Source organism: Vibrio chemaguriensis (genome assembly GCF_012275705.1).
Lineage (GTDB): Bacteria > Pseudomonadota > Gammaproteobacteria > Enterobacterales > Vibrionaceae > Vibrio > Vibrio diabolicus.
The window spans coordinates 81,408-99,282 of sequence record NZ_SHOE01000007.1 but is presented as its reverse complement, the minus strand read 5'-3'; the positions used below and the strand labels follow the sequence as shown (position 1 = coordinate 99,282).

The following is a 17,875-nucleotide window of genomic DNA, read 5'->3' as shown; positions in this document are numbered from 1 at the left end:
TTTTAGAGATTCAGAATTACTGTATGGAAATAAAATGGCTCAGCTACGTACCACTTTACGTCGCTTTGTGCGAAGAGCGAAGTATTGCTGGCGCGGCAAAGCGCCTGAATTGTTCGAATGCGCATGTAAGTCGGCAACTTAAACAGCTTGAAGAGATATTGTCGGTGCAGCTTATTCAGCGAACTACGCGCCAGTTTAATTTGACCTACGATGGTTTGCGGTTTTATCAGCAGGTAAAGCAACTGCTCGAAGGCGCTGAGCAGATCAATGAGCAAGTCATGGCAAACGAGATCGTATCGGGAAAATTGAGAATAGCGGCGTCTGCTTCTTTCGGAGCCGCGTTACTCAGCCAAACATTGATCGACTTTCGATTGCAACATCCACAAGTGAGCGTCGAAGTGATCTTCACAGAGACACCTCTCGACTTGATTGAGGCTGGGTTTGATATCGCATTCTACTTTACCGATACTCCTCCAGAGGGATACGTCGGCCATCAGCTACGCACTTTACACTGTAAACCGATCGCTCATCGCTCGTATTTAGCTGATAAACCAAATGTAAGTACGCCAGAGGATCTTGGTGACTTGGAGCACATCCTCTATAAAAGTCACTACTTGGTGTTAGATAAATGGACGTTTACGCATAAGCAAACTCAGCAGCAGTGCAGTATTAGGTTAGAAAGTACGCTGAGTTTTAATCTTGTCCAGTCCATGTTGGATGCTACTTTGGCTGGCTGTGGTGTAGCCATGTTAGATGAATTTGCATTGGCTAAACTCGAACCTGCACAAAAAGAACAACTCGTGAGTTTGCTGCCAGAATGGCAAACGGATGCGATTTTGCCGCTTTATCTGCTTTACCCAAAACGTGAGCACTTACCAAGAAGAACGCGAGCGTTCATTGATCACTATAGGAACATATATTCTGTCGGCGAATAGCGACAGCAAACTTAGTAACAATTGAGGAAGCAAAGGAATGCGAAAACACTGTATTGCGATTGGTGGTGGTGGCTGGATGATGGGAGAGAATCCGAGCCCGCTCGATCAATACATTTTGTCTTTGTCTGGTAAGGAGAATCCAAACATTTGTTTTCTACCGACAGCCACGGGAGACGCCGATGAAGTTATTGAACGTTTTTACAATGCGAAGCTTAGTGAAAACGTAACCCATTTTCCGCTGTTTAAGTTTGATGCTAGTTGGAAAGAAACGCTATTTGAACAAGACATCATTTACGTCGGTGGCGGTAATACGCGTTCGATGTTGGCCATTTGGCGCGAATGGGGAATCGATAGAATACTCAAGCAGTGTTATGAACAAGGCATCATCATTTGTGGCATGAGCGCTGGTGCAATTTGTTGGTTTGAGTTTGCGGTGACAGACAGTGATCCCGAAGCATACCAAGTTATGCGTTGTCTTGGATTAATTGACGGTTTGGCTGCGGCGCATTTTTCCCATGTTGGTGAGAAGTTTGAGGTTTTCCAAGCCTTTGCTCGTTCTCAACCGAGCATCACTTGTTATGGTATTCACGATTATGCGGCATTGCACTTTGTCGATGGAAAATTGTTAGCTACTGTCACCAGCTTTCCTGATGCAGGCGTGTTGGTCAAAACAGGTAACGAAGAAAACATATTACGAGGGTGAGCTTCTTCAAATCAGCATTAAAGGCAATAACTACTGACCGGACACAGAAGAAGCTCATGGATTCAGCTAACTTATATTAAGTATCGTGCTTACAGCTCGTAACGCAAACCTAAGTGGTAGTAGCTTTCGTCTGCGTGCGCACCGCCAAACGAGACTTCTTGTCCATTGCTGTAGCCACGCGAACCGTTACGATCAACGTAGTTTGTGTAGATAGAAGAACGAGGCGTCAGTTTGTATTGCACTTCTAGCGTTGTATCTTTCAGCTCTAGCTCGTCACCCTCACTGTTTTCTAAAGAACGATAACCAGCACGCAGTGCCCATTTGTCATTTACACTGTAAACCGCCGTCAATTCCATCACTTTGTCGGTACTGGTTTGCGAGTAATAGCCCTCTAGTTCATCTTCCGAGTACAACGCACCCAACATCAAATCTCCTAGGTAGTAACGTGTACCTGCGCCCCAGAATGTGTAATCGGTGTCGTTGCTTTCACGTGCATCACCTTTATTTTTCTGCATCGCCACCACTGGTGCGAAGGTACCCAAATTCCCCATGTCTAGCGTATAACGCAGTGCAGCGTTGTAACCGTAGTCGAGCTCAGAAGTGTTGTTTCCTAAAATGTACGCGACAGAAAAATCGAAATTACCTAGGCTGTTTTGGTATTGCAGCGTGCCATCTTGACGGAAAACTTGCGTCGCGGTTTTGTCGACTTTATTCGCTTGGCGCGCCATAGAAACATCGGAAGAGGCGAACACATCACCAATGTCGGTAAACATAATCAACCCAGAAGCCACGCGACCACCAGTAATGCGACCATAATCTTTCGCATCAATACCCGCCCATACATAACGTGCGGTCAGAGACGGTTTGTCGTTTACTTGGTTTGCGTATTCAGCGGCACCCACTTGGTATTGCGCTTGGCCGATGATCGACGCGTACTCGTTGATGGTTTGTGAACCGTTTAAACCAATACGGCCATCAAACTCGCCATTTGCATCGCCGTGCTCGTCATTTTTACTGGTGACATTGAAACCAAGACGAGAGTAAATATTTAAAACTGACCCATCTTCCGCTTGATACAGCTGCGCTGCCATTGCGTTTGATGCCATCAACGTAGGGAGAAGTAGAGTCAAAATGTGCTTTTTCATGATTAACGACCTTTCATTTCTATTGTTTTAGGTACGACAAAGCCCCTTCCGAGTAACGGAATAAGAAAAATTGTCGTGAAGTAGAGAGAGGGGGCGCCCTTGTTTGCCAAGGGCGCGAGCTAGTCCATTCCTATAGGGGAAGAATGATTTAGCTTAAATCGACGTCTTTGCAGCCAAAGAAGTAAGTCGCGAGGAAGCCGACGATGTAAGAGATAAGCAGGCCAGCAACAAACACCATCATGCCCGGGAAGATGCCATTTTCAGATGTCATGAGAGGAATCGCCACGATACCGGACGGGCCAAACACCGTATTAAGACCAACTGGTAAGCCAAGGTAAGAAACTAAACCGATAAAGAAGCCGCCCGCAGCACCACCAATACAAGCGGTAACAAATGGTTTTACGCGTGGTAATGTCACGCCGTAAATTAATGGTTCGCCAATGCCTAGAAGGCCCGGAATAATAGCGCCTTTAACTTGAGTGCGCAGTAGAGCGTCTTTTTTTGCTTTGAAATACAGCGCCATTGACGCGCCAACCTGACCGCCACCAGCCATCGCCAGGATAGGGAATAGCGAGTTAAAGCCCTGTGCTTCCATCAATGCGAAGTACACTGGAACAAAACCCTGGTGGATGCCAAATACCACAGAAATTAAGAACAAACCTGCCAAGATTGCAGCGCCTAATGGGTTATCGTTCAAGTTGAGGAACAACCAAGACATCCCTTTAAACAGCTCGCCGCCGATTGGCATGATGATCAAGAAGGTTACCGCACCCATGATCAACAGAGTGATAACGGACGTTAAGATCATGTCCAGATCATCTGGCATGTATTGACGAACCTTACGCTCGACTTGCGCACCGATGATCGCCGCCAAAAGTACGCCGATAATGTTGCCGCGCGGATCAATCGCAAAGCCGAAAAACTCGTTCATGCCAGAGTAAATACCGGATGTAGCCTCTGGGTTGTAACCCAGCACAAACAAAGAGGCGAGAATGGCACCATTAACACCAGAGCCGCCAAACGCTTGCTGCGCGTTGTAACCAATCAGAATACTTAAGAAAGCAAACAGACCCTTACCAAAGACTTTCATGTAGGCAATCAAATCCAACATAAACTGGCTTGGTGTCTGGTCGAGAACAAACATCTGTTCCAATAACGTCGCAAAACCTAGCAACAAACCAGCGGCAATAAAGCCTGGGATCAACGGCGTAAAGATGGTGGCAAACTTGCTTAAAAAACGCTGAACCGCACTGGTTTGTTTGCTCTTCATCTGCTTTTTCTGCTCGGCCGCGACGGCAGAAAGATCTTGTTGCGGCACATCTGGTTCTTCACTGTCACCAGAGGTTAAGCTGTCGATCAGTTGATTCATCATCTCAGCCGCTTGTTGAGCTTTTCCAGGACCGAGAATGATCTGAAACTGCTCATCGCTTTCCACCACACCCATTACGCCGGGAATTTGCTTGATAACTGATTGATCAGCCAAGCCATTGTTGGCGAGCGATAAACGCAAACGCGTCATACAGTTACCACATTTGCTTACGTTGCTACTGCCACCCACTGCGGACAGCAACTGCGATACTGTGTTTGAAGTTATTTTTGCCATAGGGTCTATCCTTCAGAGCTCGGATTATTTAGTTATTATTTAGTGCTGCGCGAATAAAACCGTTGTGCGCGGCAAGGCGTGATTTGGCTTGTTCGGCATCCAAATCGGCCAAAATCATTAAGATGGCGGTTTTGCAGTGGCGATCGCAGGCATTTAATGCTCGCTCTGCTTCTTTTTTTGATGCGCCGGTTGCTTCGACAACAATGTTGGTTTGGCGTTGGATGAGCTTGGCGTTGGTGGCCTCTACATCCACCATTAAGTTGCCAAATACCTTACCGCTACGAATCATTGCACCTGTCGTGAGCATGTTTAACACCAGTTTTTGTGCGGTGCCGGCTTTCATGCGAGAAGAGCCAGTAACGACCTCTGCGCCAACAATCGGCAGAATCGCGATGTCGGCCGCTTTTGCCATGGCACATTCTGGATTACAGGCGATAGATGCGGTCGTAGCTCCGATGGATTTAGCGTACTCCAAACCACCTATCACATAAGGTGTACGGCCACTTGCTGCAATGCCTACAACCACGTCATGCTTGGTGAGGTGAAGCGCCTTTAAGTCGTCTTGACCCATTTTCGCGTTGTCTTCTGCGTTTTCTACCGCTTTCAAAATCGCCTGATGTCCACCAGCAATTAAGCCAATCACCATATCTGGGTGCGTGCCGTAGGTAGGAGGACACTCGCTCGCATCAAGAATTCCTAAGCGGCCTGATGTGCCAGCTCCCATGTAAATTAAACGGCCACTATTTGCAAAAGCTTGGGTAATTGCATCAACTGTCTCTGCAATTTGTGGTAGCACCGCTTTTACCGCTAGCGCGACCTTTTGATCCTCTTCATTAATGACTTGCAGCATCTCGATGGTCGAAAGCGTATCGATCTCGGCACTGGCTGGATTACGGCTTTCTGTCACCAATCGGCTTAAATCAATTTTCATGTTTTACACTCTTCGTAATGTTCAATCTGAGGGCGATTCTATGGAATAAAATATTCAGGTTTGGTGATAAAAATCACACTTGAGGTTATTCTTTATGCAGGGGAAATTTGGAATAATGAGAGAAAATATACGTCTATTACATCCGGGATTAACTGGCTTGGTTAGAATAATCAGGGAGTTAAATCAAACTCCTATTATTTTTGTTTTGGAATAATTTATTTAAAATTTTTGAGGTTTTTGTTGTGTCAGTTATCAATAAGATAGTAGCGAGGCGTACTCAGCTTTCGCAAAGTGGTCGTTTGGTCGGTGATTGGATTGTTGAAAACGCAGAAAAGGCGGCGCTGCTCACCAGCCAAGAACTTGCGGCGCAAGTAAAAGTGAGTCAATCGAGCATTGTGAAATTTACTCAGCGTATCGGCTTTAAAGGTTACAGCGAGTTTAAATTAGCTCTGAATGAAGAGATTGGCCGTAAGCATGCGATGCAGTCGACACCGCTGCACAGTGATATTTTGGCTGACGACCCCATTGCGGTTATTTCACAGAAACTGGTGAAAGCGAAAACCGATGCTATGTTTCAAACCACCAATACGCTGTCTTATGAAGCGTGTCACCAAGCGGTGAAATGGTTGAGTGAAGCGCGTCGAGTGCAAGTGGTCGGGATTGGGGGCTCTGCACTGACCGCGAAGGATTTAAGCTTTAAACTGCTTAAACTTGGTATTACGGCGCTTTCTGAACAAGACAGCCACGTGCAGATTGCTGTTGCCCGCACGCTCTCTCCAGAAGATGTTCAGATCGCAATCTCGTTTTCGGGTGAGCGCAAAGAAATTCTCTTCGCGGCAGAAGCGGCAAAAGAGCAGGGCGCGAAGGTGATTGCGTTATCAGCGCCCGGAAGAAGTCGCTTGCGCGGCATTGCCGATATTACGTTTGATACCATCGCCAATGAAATGGAGCATCGCAGCTCCTCCATTGCTTCGCGCACCGCGCAAAACGTGATCACCGATTTGCTGTTTATCATCTTGGTTCAGCAAAGAGACGACAGTGCCCGTCAGTTGATCAGCGATATCAGTACCGACATCAAACAGATCCTCACATGATCGCTTAACCAACAGCGGACTAAAGATCCGGATCGTGCATCAGCAAAGCAATAAAGGCGGGGAGATGCTTTTCAATGGTGAGATCGGCAGAAATTGCCGGTAACTCCAACGTGATGCAAGGTAAATCACGTTCACTACACCAAGTGCCGAATGAGCCGGGTGTTTCGTAGTCGACATCGTCAACGATTGGCAGTTGAAACTGCTCGCCGAGCCATTTGGCAAGGTTGGAATGTTTGGGGGCATCCACAAACGCAAGCGGTTCATGAAATGACACCACAAACTTTGGCCTGCGCAGTTCAATCAAGTTAATTAATGCGCCAACTTCTGGCTCTAGCTGGTTTTTAGAGCCTGTTTTCACCTTTACGTCTCGAACGGGTGTGTGAGAGCTCCATCGATACACGGTGCCATGCTCAGTCCAATTTGGGGTTGGAAACGCGCGATTGAGATCCACTTGGTTTGCATTTGCACGTGTGCCTAGCTGGTTGCCGTCAGGATTCATTGACAGAATCACATCATGTCGTAAGTTTTTAGCTGGCAAGCTTCTTAGCGCACAGGACAAACCTGCAATCGAGGCCGTCTCATCCCCGTGAGTGCCTGCCAAAATCAAACCTCGCGAAGCACTTTCGACTTGTGCCGGAAAATACAGTAATGGCGCACCAAGCACGGATTGACCGTATGTTGTTGGCCGAATTAAAAATGCCGCTCTTTCCGTTCTTGGAATTAGACTCACCGTAATCTCCTGATTGATGAAGCAATATCAATATCTAAGCTAATTAAACCTAGCTAAACCGAACCGTTTAAACTCGTCAACGGTTGAAATGTTAATTGTGGCGCTTGCTTCACAAGACGCGTTAGGAGAACGAAAAACGATATGGATTTTAAAAAACATTCAACGGCGTTGCTGATTTCCTCTTTATTCACCCCTTTTCTTGCTACATCAGTTGCTGCGGAGACCTTACCTAAAGGCATTCAACTTGCCGCAGAACAGCATTTAGTACGTGCGAATGACGCAGAGGCGGCGACGCTTGACCCTGCGAAAGCCGAAGGTCTGCCAGAAATGCATGTGATTCGTGACTTATTTGAAGGGCTTGTGATTCAAGATCGTGACGGAAACATCATTCCCGGTGTGGCAGAATCATGGGAAACCAACGACAACCAAACCTTTACTTTTCACTTGCGCAAAGACGCGAAATGGTCGAATGGCGAGCCTGTGACGGCGGAGGATTTTGTCTATTCACTGCGCCGAGCGGTAGATTCGAAAACCGCTTCTCCAAATGTTTGGTATCTCAAACTCACCAAGATCAAAAACATCGCCGATGTAGCAGAGGGCAAAAAGCCTTTGGACGAGCTCGGTATCAAGGCGGTGGATAAATACACCCTACGTTTTGAGTTGGACAGTCAAGTTCCGTACTTTGTTGCTATGACTGGGCACACGTCCATGATGCCGGTGCATCAAGCAACAGTGGAAAACCGCGACAAGCCGTGGAGCGATCCAGACCAATTTGTTGGCAATGGTGCATTCACATTGGATAAGTGGGTCGTGAATGAGCGCATTGAACTGGTTAAGAATCCAAGTTACTGGGACAGCGCAGATACGCATTTAAACAGAGTGACTTACATTCCGTTTGAAAACCAAAACGCGTCGATCAATCGTTATGCGGCAGGAGAGCTGGATATCACGTCAGATGTGCCGACTCATATGGCGCAGAAGCTTAAACAAGATTACAAGCAGGCTTACACGGTGGTGCCATTACTGTGCACGTATTACTACGCGTTCAATACCACTCGTCCGCCATTTGATGATGCGCGAGTGCGTCAAGCAGTATCGTACTCCATCATGCGCGATGTGATCACGAATGGTGTCACTCAAGTAGGCAACCTTCCTGCTTATACTTTCGCGCATCAGTACACCGCAGGGTTTGATGCAACGCCGCCAGAATACAGTAACTGGAGTCAACAACAACGTGATGAGAAAGCACGTGAACTGCTGAAAGAAGCGGGATACGGTGATGGCAAACCTTTGGATTTCAAATTGCTGTACAACACCAGTGAGGCAAACAAATCGATCGCGGTTGCGATAGCGTCGATGCTACAAAAAAATCTCGGTGCAAACGTGGAGTTAGAAAACCAAGAGTGGAAGTCGTACTTAGTGGCGCGTAAACAAGGCAATTTCGATGTGATGCGTGCTTCCTGGTGCGGTGATTACAATGAAGCGTCTACTTTCCTGAGTTTACTTCGCTCAGGTTCTTCGGGTAACTTTGCTCGTTACAGCAGTGAAGCGTACGATAACGCGATGAACAGTGCATTGGCTACAACCGATGAGAAAGCGCGCCAAGAATTTTACGACCAAGCTGAACAGTCGCTGGCGACAGATATGCCCATCGCGCCAATCTATTACTACATGCAAGCGCGTTTGGTTCGCCCAACCGTGGGTGGCTTTGCAAAAAACAACGTAGAAGGGCGCATTTACTCGAAAGACCTCTACATTAAAAAGTAGTGCTCAAAACAAGCGATAAATACGAAGCCCCGAAGATGTATCTTACGGGGCTTCTTTTTATTGTTAGCGAGTGGAGAGCTTGTTCACGAGCATAGCGACTCGTTTGCCAAGATACTCTGCTGTTGCAACATCAGAAGCATGCAACTGACCACCTTGTGCAACAATACCACCTTGTACACCATAACGATTCAGGTTTTGCTCCCCAGAATTGCTGATCTTATCCAACCCGACCCACATCATGCCGTGTTGGTTAGCGAGCGTTTGTAGATATTGTAATGTGCAAGATTGGTCGCCATTCATTGCCCCACCACTGGTAAAGCCAGCCGCGATTTTGCTCGCCCATTTTTGGTAATACCAAGATTCACTGCTTGCATCTGCAAATGCTTTAAACTGCGCTGCTACACCGCCCATATAGGTCGGTGAGCCAAAGATAATCGCATCACACTCAGCAAGTTCATCCATTAGTTTAGGGTTCACAAAACGTCCCTCAATAATCTCACTGCCTTCAATTCGGTGAGAGAGGATTTCACATTCATCTTGCTGCTTAATGCCTTGTTGTTCAACGCCTGCGGCAATCGCGCGAGCAAGCTGACCAGTAACGTCGGTTTTAGAGAAATAAATAATCGCAATTTTGGACACAATGGTTCCTTTTTTCATTGTTGATTTTTAATCGTGCGACTAAGGCTAAAACCTCAAGCTAAGTTGAGGTCAAGAAGAGATTTGAGATAGATAAAGTACGAATTGGTATCTAAAGAGCTTTCTTATAGGGTAAGTCGACGGCATAACTACAGTGAATGCAATGATGGCGAATGTCGTGTATAAAAGCGTTAAAGGAAGATCTTAAAGATGTAGAAAACTCTCTTGGAAACAATGATAAAGGTACCGATGCTAGTGATGATTAATAGGCGGAAAAATAGATTAAAATATGTAAACTCAGACCTGATCCAAGGCGGGAAAAGTACATTTCATCGTTTCTTAAGGCGAGGGATTATTATCATTATGGTAGGAGGCCTTTCTACAGCCTTTTCCACGGCATTTGCACACTTTATAGGGGGGGTGTTTGATGTGGATATGAATGTTCATCCAGAGAGCTTAGAAGAAAAAGTGCATGCACTACTTTTTGTTTCGGTCAGTCTTGTTTTTTACCTCTTTTCTGCCCTTATCTCGCTAAATATTAGTGGGTGGCTCATAATGAAGCTAAAAATATAAGCTTAACTAAAACCATGTCCTTGTATTTTAAGGAAGATGGAACTAGTGACGATTTTTTCTTTGCTTGCACCATCTCTATTTTTTGTATTTATTTAAGGTTCGTAAAGAAGAAGCTTACTTTGGTTAAAGTGGCGCTTTTGGTTTCGGCGATGTGTCATGTGTTTATCATGAAAGAATACAGCGGTGACCTTTCAGTTTATACGTTTTGTCTCTTCACTGTTGTTCTCCATTAACTTTGGGTTATTTGTGACTACCAAGTGATATTAAAAAGCCGATGTAGATACATCGGCTTTTTAGTGGGTTATTTCTTTCTGCGAGTATAAATCCGAGATTTTGCTTTACTTGGCTCTGGCTTGTTTTTTGCCAGCTTTAGCACTGCTTTTTGCAAAATCTGGTTGTTTGGGTAAGTGATCAAGTTACCGTTGTCGTGCTTAATTAACACGTGAAACATGCTGATTTCTTGAATCTCACCGCAGATGTCTTCATCTTTGTCTACGACTTTAATTCGGTCACCCACTCGGTATGGGAAGACAAAAAAGATCAAAAAGCTGGCAGTGATGTTGCTCAGAATTGACCACTGCGCAATAAACGCCACACCCAATACGGCAAAAATGGACGATAGGAACAATGACACATCGCCATAGCCAATCCCGGTGATAATGGCAAAAACAGACGCGGTTAAAAATAAAAGCACGACGTTAAAACAACGCTGAATAAAACTCAGGCGGGCCTTTTTTACACCTTTTGAGGTCGCTAAGTTTAAAATGGCTCGATTGACGATTCTCTTCAGAATGCGATAAGCAATCAGGACAATAATGCCCATTAAGACTTTGTACCCGAGAGAGCCTGCGGTGAAATACTGGCTCACTTGATCTAGATGGATCCAATCATTCATTTCTTCAACTCGACGATATTAAGAAAACCGCTGTTATAGCTGATTTTCTGATGTAAGTAATCACAAATTTTTCTCTCCATTTTCGTCTCTCTACCTAGGAATTTCGCCCTAGAGCCTACGGAGAGTTGTAGAGTTTTATCAATAGTGTGCAGAGCTTTACTTCTGTTTGCGCTCACCGCATATATTCAACCAAAGTTGATGCTGTTTTAAAGTGTTTAATGTTTGAGCTGTATCTCATATCCGGTATTGTATGAGGCTAGGATCGTATAAACGTGCTGAATATGATTTTTGTCCTGATAACCTAAGACGTGTTGAGTGAAATGGCTTGCTAGGATATCTATCAAATGGAAGAAGATGAAAAGGCGATTATGATTTTATTCGTGATTGTTGGCCTTGTACTCGTTTGGATAGTGCTTGAAGAGCTTAACTATCTTGGATTCTCAATAAAATAAGCCCCGTTAAACATGAGTCAAACGGGGCCTTTCTCTTTTCTAAATGCTAATTTCGGTTAGCTAACCGCACGTACTTTGCCTTGCTTTAGGTCATTCAGCACTTGCGCTTTAGGACCATCAGCAATGATGCTGCCTTTTTCCATCACAATTACTCGATCAACGATGTCGAGCATCGACGTTTTATGCGTAATCAGTATCAATGTTTCGCTCGGTTTGAGCTGAGATAGCTGGTGCTTAATATGCATTTCAGAGCGGTTATCCATCGCGCTGGTTGGTTCATCCATAAGTAGGACGGGAGGACGGCCCAAAAATGCACGAGCGATCGTGACGGCTTGACGTTGACCACCAGAAAGCATCGCACCACCTTCACCTACTTGACGTTCTAAACCAGCTGGATCCGATTGTGTAAATGCGGTCACGCCTGCACGGTTTGCTGCATCAAGCACGTCTCGGTCATCGGTTAGTGGACGACCCAAGGTAATATTGTCGCGAATCGAACCGAAGAATAGATTCGAATCTTGAGGCACACAGCCGATGTTACGTCGAACATCAACGTGGTGAAGCTGTGCAATATCAGTGTCATCGATACGTACGTGCCCCTCTGTTGGCTTATACAAGCCCATAATCAAGCGCTCCAACGTTGTCTTACCCGAACCAATCCGACCGATTATCGCGACTTTTTCTCCAGGATTTATCGTGAGAGAAATGTTACGTATAGACGCGACAGGAGAGTCTGGGTAATGAAACGTTACGCGATCAATTTCAATCTTACCTTGGATGATTGGGCGATGGATGTAGCGTTTCCCTTCTTCTTGCTCGTCTGGCATTTCCATGACTTGATTGATAATCGTCATAGAAGACTTCGCTTGGTTGTAGCGCGTTGAGAGCAAAGACAGCTGAACCAAAGGCCCTATGGCGCGACCACTCAACATGGTTGCGGCGATTAAGCCACCCATAGTGAGCTCGCCCTCTGCAATCAGATAAACACCGAGAATGATCATCCCAACGTTACTACTTTGCTGCACGAAGCCTGCCGCATTCTGGATGCTGTCGGTAATGCGGCGGCTTTTGATGTTCCAGTTCGCCATGTGCGCCACCGCTTCTTCCCAACGGTATTGGAATTGGCTTTGCGCGCTGAGCATTTTTACGGTTTCTAGCCCCGCTAGACTCTCAATTAAGTTGGCGTATTTTTGCGATGCTAAGCGTGACCCTTCCTCTATAGAGCGACGCAGCGGTCCTTGAATCAGCAGTGAATGAACAATCAAAATGACCACGCCGACCATTGGAACATACACAAGATCGCCAGCCATTAGCCATATAATCACTAAGAAAAGAATGGCAAAAGGCAGGTCAATTAGGGCACTGACGGTTGCTGAAGTGAAAAACTCTCGAATAGATTCAAACTCTTGAAGATGGCGAGCGAATGCGCCGACCGAAGGCGGCTTGGACTCCATTCGGATGCCCATCACTTTGCTGAACAGCTTGGAGGAAATCAGAATGTCAGACTTCTTTCCTGCGACATCAATAAAGTAGTTTCTCAACGATTTGAGTATGAAATCGAATAGAAAGACAACAAATATGCCGCTTGCCAATACCCATAAGGTTTCAAACGCGAGATTTGGTACCACTTTGTCGTACACCAAACGAGTGAACAGCGGGGCGGCAACGGCAAAGAGGTTGATGAGAAGTGAGGCGATTAAAACATCGCGGTAGATACGTTTTGACTGCCACAAGGTTGACCAAAACCAGTGACCTTCGTTGGTTTTGAGCACCTCGGGAGAGCGCTCATCGAAACGGAATTGCTTTTTAACTAAAAAGTAGCGACCAGTGTACTGCTCAAGTAGGTCTTCTAATGGAATGGAGATTGGCACCATTCCACTTTCTAAGGTGGTGACTTCGGCTTCGCGTGTCTCCGCGTTAATGCTGTTGAGAACGCATGAGTCACCGCCTTTAAGAACTAAGATTGCCGGCAGAATCAGGCTGGAGATGTTCTCCAGCTCTGCACGGTTTTCCTTGGCAACCAATCCGGCCCTTTCCGCTGCTCTTGGTAGCAAAAATGGAGTTAGCTTGCCGTCTGAAAGCGGAAGGCCATTGACCAGCGCTTCTGGCGAGTTAGCTAACCCATAGTAACGGCTAACGTAGATGAGCGAATTCAGTAAAGGGTCTTTCATCTGTGGTAAACCTTTTTATTCCTTGTCGACGATGAATCCTTGGAATACCTCAACAAAATGCTCGGTGAGGAAGTCCAACTGGATTTGAGTTTCAATACGCGACGCGATAGTCGTAATGCCTAGGTTATGGGCAGTACGAGAAATCGACGTTAGCGTGAATTTCTGTTTTTCGTCGTGTAAGTTGTGTGTGAATAGGTAATCGAGCTTCACATAGTTAGGGCGGAACTCTTGGATGTACTCCAATGATTGGAAGTTACGTCCATAGTTATCTACGCCAAACTCAGCCCCGGATTGGCGAATGGCATTACATAACAGCGCCGTGTGGTGAGGCTGATCAATAAAACACTCCTCTGGAATTTCAAAGTGTAGCTTAGAGGCCACTTTTGCGTGTTTTTCCAACATGCTGGTGGTCCAGCGAATGAACGATGGCTGAGACAAGCTGCTTTGCGCAATGTTGATCGCGACAGGATCGGTTAGCTCGCCACTTTCCAGCATCTTAATCATCGACTCAATAACGTATTGGTCGAAAATATTGGTGGCGTCTAGCTGCTCTAGTGCGAATAAATATTGGTTGGCACGGAACGTTTCGCCCTCTTTTTCGATGCTTGAGAACACTTCGTTATGGAACACTTTACCCCAAGTGTTCTTCGCCGCTTGGAAGCGGAATTTAACCCAATCGCTATGAATCGCTTCTTCAACCAGCGCTTTCCACTGCTGTTTACCCATTAAGTTAGAAGGTGTGTCACTGCCGATAAAGCCGTAAGCTTTGTCTGGTTGAGCTTTGGCTTTCGAGAGCGCATTATCCACCATAGATAAGATTTCAGAGCGCGTTTTTTGGTCTTTACTATGCGCAACACCTAAGGCTGCTTTTGGTTTGGCTAGACCGGTTGGATCAGTGTTCAACCCGTTAACGCAGTTCACGATGCTGTCCGCCAAAATGCGTAGTTCGCTTTCATCCATGTGTGGGAAAAGCAGGCCAAACTCATCACTAGATAGGCGTGCAATGGTAGCTCCCGGCACATCAATGGTGTTTTTCAGACGTTGAGACAGCTCTTTTACGTGGGCATCGGCGCGTTGGTAGTCTTTTGTCTCGTAAATGTCACCAATGTATTCTGCATGGAGTAGCGCGATACCCCCTTGCGTTTGCTCTGCAAGCCATTGGTCTATTTGGTTAATGTAGAACGAGCGATTACCCAGTTTGGAGATAGGGTCGAGGTAAGCTTGAGCACGCAGTCGTTGTGCCTCTTTCGCTTGTTCTTTGAATGACAGCTCAATTTGAGCAGACATCATGTTAATGCCATCTACCACCGCGATCAGATCTTTAGTTCTTGGACGAGCAAGTGGTTCACCAAATTGGTTATTAGCGATTTCATGCATTTTTTTCACGATGGCCGCTAATGGTTTTAGTGAGCGACGGAGGATGTACGAAATCGCAATTAAACCAGCCAGGAAAATGACACTGAACGCAGATAACAAACCAATAAAGCCTTGCCAGAGCTGCTCGTAAGCAGCTCCTGGGTGGCTAATGATTTCCACTTCAGCAAGTTGCATCCAACCACTGGTCACTACGCGCTTATCGTGAATGGCTTTGAATAGATTCATGTCGATAAACCATTGTGGCACCGTACTTGGTTTAACCGGGTAAGTGCGCACGATTTGGTAGTCAGAATCTAAAGCGGTCAGGCGAACAACCGAGTAGGTGCTGCCGTCAAACAGAGCATTAATCACGGATTCTACCGCGACTTTATCTTTGTCTTTAAGGTAAGGAGCCAATGCCAAACCTACGGTGTTAATGGTGTTGTTGACCTCTGAACGTTGCTGTTGTTCCAAGCTGTCTCGAGTCGTGTTGAATTGGATTACGAATACTGATGCCAACAAGAGTATAAAGACCGTAACCATTCCCACTACAAGCTTCTTATATAGGGTCATGTTTCTCACTCGTCATAGTTAATTTTAGGTTTATTTAACTGCAACTTACGTTCGCGCGAGCGTAAGTCATTCCAAAGGCTCAACCGTGATGCTTTCCCTGCCAGCTCTCCAGTGCTAGCAGAAGACTTCATCAACCACAGGTTTGTACCATTAAAACTGTATATCGGTAGCAAGTCGCTACGTTTAGAGGCTCGGACAATATCAGGGTTGATATTGTCGAGAATGAGCGGCTCAGAGCTTGGGGTTGGGTAGTAAGCTAATACCATGTGAAACTGATTCAGTTCGATGGCTTTTACGTAGATCAAACGCATCTTTGAATCTGGTATTCCTAGCTCGAGTAACGAGAAGTACTTGGCGATGGTGAAATCCTCACAATCCCCTGCATTACTCCCTAAAAATTCGAGTGGCGTAGCCCAATAATCTGTCTTTCCCCACAGTTTTATGTCGTCAACAAAATACAGCTGGTTAAAAAAGTCGTTGACGCCAGCGAGCTGTTCATGTGTCTCTAATTGTTTAAATAAGTCGAGGTTTTTTCGCCATGTATTTACGCGCAATCCCGCACGTTCGCCGTACACCGCTGTGACCGTATTGACCCATTGTTGTTCTTTACTGCTTAACGCACCAATTTGGAACGAAAAACAACTTAAACTGATTAATAATGTAACTTTACGCTTCAAATTGGATCGCATATTCGACTCATATCACAAGTATACTCTTCTAAAGGGTTCGTCAGTGAGAAACAAGTGCTTTTTATTTAATCACTTATCGCTCAATACTCGCCGTTGTGAGTACCTTGGTGTGATTTACTCCTTCAAGGCGTTCGTTTTGGCACTTAAAATCGGTTTAAGTAGATATTCCAAAACGGTTCGCTTCCCTGTGATGATATCGACCGATGCCGTCATTCCTGGAATGATTGGTAAATCTGCATCTTGACCAAAATTCGTTTTATCGGTGCGGACACGAACGATGTAAAAGCTATTTCCTTCTTCATCTTGGGTTGTATCTGCGCTGATGTGTTCCAATTCACCCTCTAAGCCGCCGTACTTAGTGAAGTCGTAAGCCGTAAACTTCACGATGGCGTGTAGGTCTGGGCGCAAAAATGCAATGTCTTTTGGCGCAATTTTCGCTTCTACTAATAACGTATCTTCAGTTGGTACAATTTCGACGATATCCATGCCTGGCTGGATAACACCCCCAACGGTGTTGATGTTCAGCGTTTTGATTTTGCCTGTGACTGGCGAGTTCACAACGGTTCGATTGACTCTATCTTCTAAACCCACTGCTGATTCAACCAAAGCAGATAACTGGTCTTGGGCGCTGTTGAGTTTCTCTTGCTGTTCTGAACGGAATTTGAGCGCAACATCAATGCGATTAAGCATGGATTCTCGAATCGCTGACTTTAATACCGGGATTTTGAGCTCACTGGAAGTCATTTCGCGGCGGGTGTCGTTGACTTGGCGTTGTAACTTGAGTAATTCAATACGAGGCACAACACCTTCATCAGCCAACGGTTTGGTGATGTCTAATTCTTTCTTCGCATATTGATAGCTTTGACGTAAGTTCCTTACTCGCGCTTCAATCTCTACTAAGTCCTGCTGCTTTTGCTGAACTTGTTGGTCAATCACCGAAAGTTGGTTGCGTAAATTGTCTAAATCTTCGCGGTATTCAGCTTTCTGGCGCTGAGTGAGTTTCGGTTGAGTTTCTTCTAAAGTTGGTGGAAAGGTCAGTTTTCCATAATCGAGTACTACGCTTTGGCGCCAGTTTTCCGTTTCAAAATCACGATTCACGGCAACACTGTTGATTGAAGCTGAGAGTTGCAGCACAGACGCAGTTAGGTTGGCAACTTGTTGTTCACGCTCACGAAAATCAGAGCGAAAGCGAGTGTCATCGATAAGAAGTAACTGCTGACCTTTTTCAACCAATTGACCTTCTTTGACTAAAATTTCTTTGACTAAGCCACCTTCTAAGTTTTGGACAACTTGAATCTGTGAAGAGGGAATGACTTTTCCCTGACCAACAGTGACCTGGTCGATTTCAGCCCAAGATGCCCAGCCTATTGCAGCAATAAAAAACAACACCATCACCCAGAGCATCAAACGTGCGCTGTTGGGGGTGTTGAGGAGCAATGCTGCAGTTTTGTCGTCAACAAAATCCAACTCTTCATTGTTGAGTTTGTTGTAGTTATCTCGGCTCATCACAGTCCCTGCTTATATAAATGCTGATTATCTTTTTGATCTTATTATTATTAACCGATCATGTCAGTATGCTCGGCGAATAAAAATATGAGACGAAGACCATTCTCTCTCCGAAT

The 17,875-nt window shown here is 45.6% G+C and carries 15 protein-coding genes; 5 read left to right on the top strand and 10 right to left on the bottom strand.

Annotated features, from left to right (window positions below; translation table 11 throughout):
- Positions 1 to 23 precede the first annotated feature (23 nt).
- Positions 24 to 935, top strand: a complete 912-nt coding sequence (locus tag EX191_RS08760; RefSeq protein ID WP_193447582.1) for a LysR family transcriptional regulator — start codon at positions 24 to 26, stop codon at positions 933 to 935.
- 37 nt (positions 936 to 972) lie between these two features.
- Complete coding sequence (locus EX191_RS08755) at positions 973 to 1,638, top strand: Type 1 glutamine amidotransferase-like domain-containing protein (RefSeq protein WP_193447581.1); 666 nt, start codon at positions 973 to 975, stop codon at positions 1,636 to 1,638.
- Between the two features lie 89 nt (positions 1,639 to 1,727).
- Here the strand turns inward: EX191_RS08755 and EX191_RS08750 are convergent, their stop codons facing one another.
- The 3 genes from EX191_RS08750 to murQ all read right to left on the bottom strand — a co-directional run bounded on the left by EX191_RS08750 (position 1,728) and on the right by murQ (position 5,317).
- Complete coding sequence (locus EX191_RS08750) at positions 1,728 to 2,783, bottom strand: porin (RefSeq protein WP_193447580.1); 1,056 nt, start codon at positions 2,781 to 2,783, stop codon at positions 1,728 to 1,730.
- A gap of 148 nt (positions 2,784 to 2,931) precedes the next feature.
- On the bottom strand, positions 2,932 to 4,386 hold the full coding sequence (gene murP, locus EX191_RS08745; RefSeq protein ID WP_193447579.1) for a PTS N-acetylmuramic acid transporter subunit IIBC: 1,455 nt from the start codon (positions 4,384 to 4,386) through the stop codon (positions 2,932 to 2,934).
- Positions 4,387 to 4,414: 28 nt separating this feature from the next.
- Positions 4,415 to 5,317: an N-acetylmuramic acid 6-phosphate etherase gene (gene murQ, locus EX191_RS08740; RefSeq protein WP_193447578.1), complete on the bottom strand. Its 903-nt coding sequence runs from the start codon at positions 5,315 to 5,317 to the stop codon at positions 4,415 to 4,417.
- 242 nt (positions 5,318 to 5,559) lie between these two features.
- On the opposite strand from murQ, the gene EX191_RS08735 reads away from it, so the two are divergent.
- A complete protein-coding gene (locus tag EX191_RS08735; RefSeq protein WP_193447577.1) occupies positions 5,560 to 6,411 on the top strand; it encodes an SIS domain-containing protein in 852 nt (283 codons plus the stop codon).
- Positions 6,412 to 6,430: 19 nt separating this feature from the next.
- Here the strand turns inward: EX191_RS08735 and mpaA are convergent, their stop codons facing one another.
- A complete protein-coding gene (gene mpaA, locus EX191_RS08730) occupies positions 6,431 to 7,141 on the bottom strand; it encodes a murein tripeptide amidase MpaA (protein WP_193447576.1) in 711 nt (236 codons plus the stop codon).
- Between the two features lie 141 nt (positions 7,142 to 7,282).
- Here mpaA and EX191_RS08725 point away from each other — a divergent pair, with 141 nt between their 5' ends.
- A complete protein-coding gene (locus EX191_RS08725) occupies positions 7,283 to 8,908 on the top strand; it encodes an ABC transporter substrate-binding protein (protein ID WP_193447575.1) in 1,626 nt (541 codons plus the stop codon).
- A gap of 63 nt (positions 8,909 to 8,971) precedes the next feature.
- Here EX191_RS08725 and EX191_RS08720 read toward each other — a convergent pair whose 3' ends face one another.
- Complete coding sequence (locus EX191_RS08720; RefSeq protein ID WP_193447574.1) at positions 8,972 to 9,547, bottom strand: flavodoxin family protein; 576 nt, start codon at positions 9,545 to 9,547, stop codon at positions 8,972 to 8,974.
- A 231-nt stretch (positions 9,548 to 9,778) separates the two neighbouring features.
- Between EX191_RS08720 and EX191_RS08715 the strand changes: the two genes are divergently transcribed.
- Positions 9,779 to 10,117, top strand: coding sequence for a hypothetical protein (locus EX191_RS08715; RefSeq protein ID WP_164666043.1), 339 nt, complete (start codon positions 9,779 to 9,781; stop codon positions 10,115 to 10,117).
- A 301-nt stretch (positions 10,118 to 10,418) separates the two neighbouring features.
- Here EX191_RS08715 and EX191_RS08710 read toward each other — a convergent pair whose 3' ends face one another.
- The 5 genes from EX191_RS08710 to EX191_RS08690 form a co-directional block, all read right to left on the bottom strand.
- The gene (locus EX191_RS08710) at positions 10,419 to 11,012 is read right to left on the bottom strand and encodes a mechanosensitive ion channel family protein (RefSeq protein WP_054866762.1); all 594 of its coding nucleotides are present in this window, start codon (positions 11,010 to 11,012) and stop codon (positions 10,419 to 10,421) included.
- A gap of 508 nt (positions 11,013 to 11,520) precedes the next feature.
- Positions 11,521 to 13,635, bottom strand: coding sequence for a type I secretion system permease/ATPase (locus EX191_RS08705; protein ID WP_006740888.1), 2,115 nt, complete (start codon positions 13,633 to 13,635; stop codon positions 11,521 to 11,523).
- Between the two features lie 15 nt (positions 13,636 to 13,650).
- A complete protein-coding gene (locus EX191_RS08700; RefSeq protein WP_031780239.1) occupies positions 13,651 to 15,564 on the bottom strand; it encodes a bifunctional diguanylate cyclase/phosphodiesterase in 1,914 nt (637 codons plus the stop codon).
- A 5-nt stretch (positions 15,565 to 15,569) separates the two neighbouring features.
- Complete coding sequence (locus EX191_RS08695; protein WP_005392134.1) at positions 15,570 to 16,253, bottom strand: transglutaminase-like cysteine peptidase; 684 nt, start codon at positions 16,251 to 16,253, stop codon at positions 15,570 to 15,572.
- Positions 16,254 to 16,367: 114 nt separating this feature from the next.
- Complete coding sequence (locus EX191_RS08690) at positions 16,368 to 17,759, bottom strand: HlyD family type I secretion periplasmic adaptor subunit (RefSeq protein ID WP_005392136.1); 1,392 nt, start codon at positions 17,757 to 17,759, stop codon at positions 16,368 to 16,370.
- Between the last annotated feature and the right edge of the window lie 116 nt (positions 17,760 to 17,875).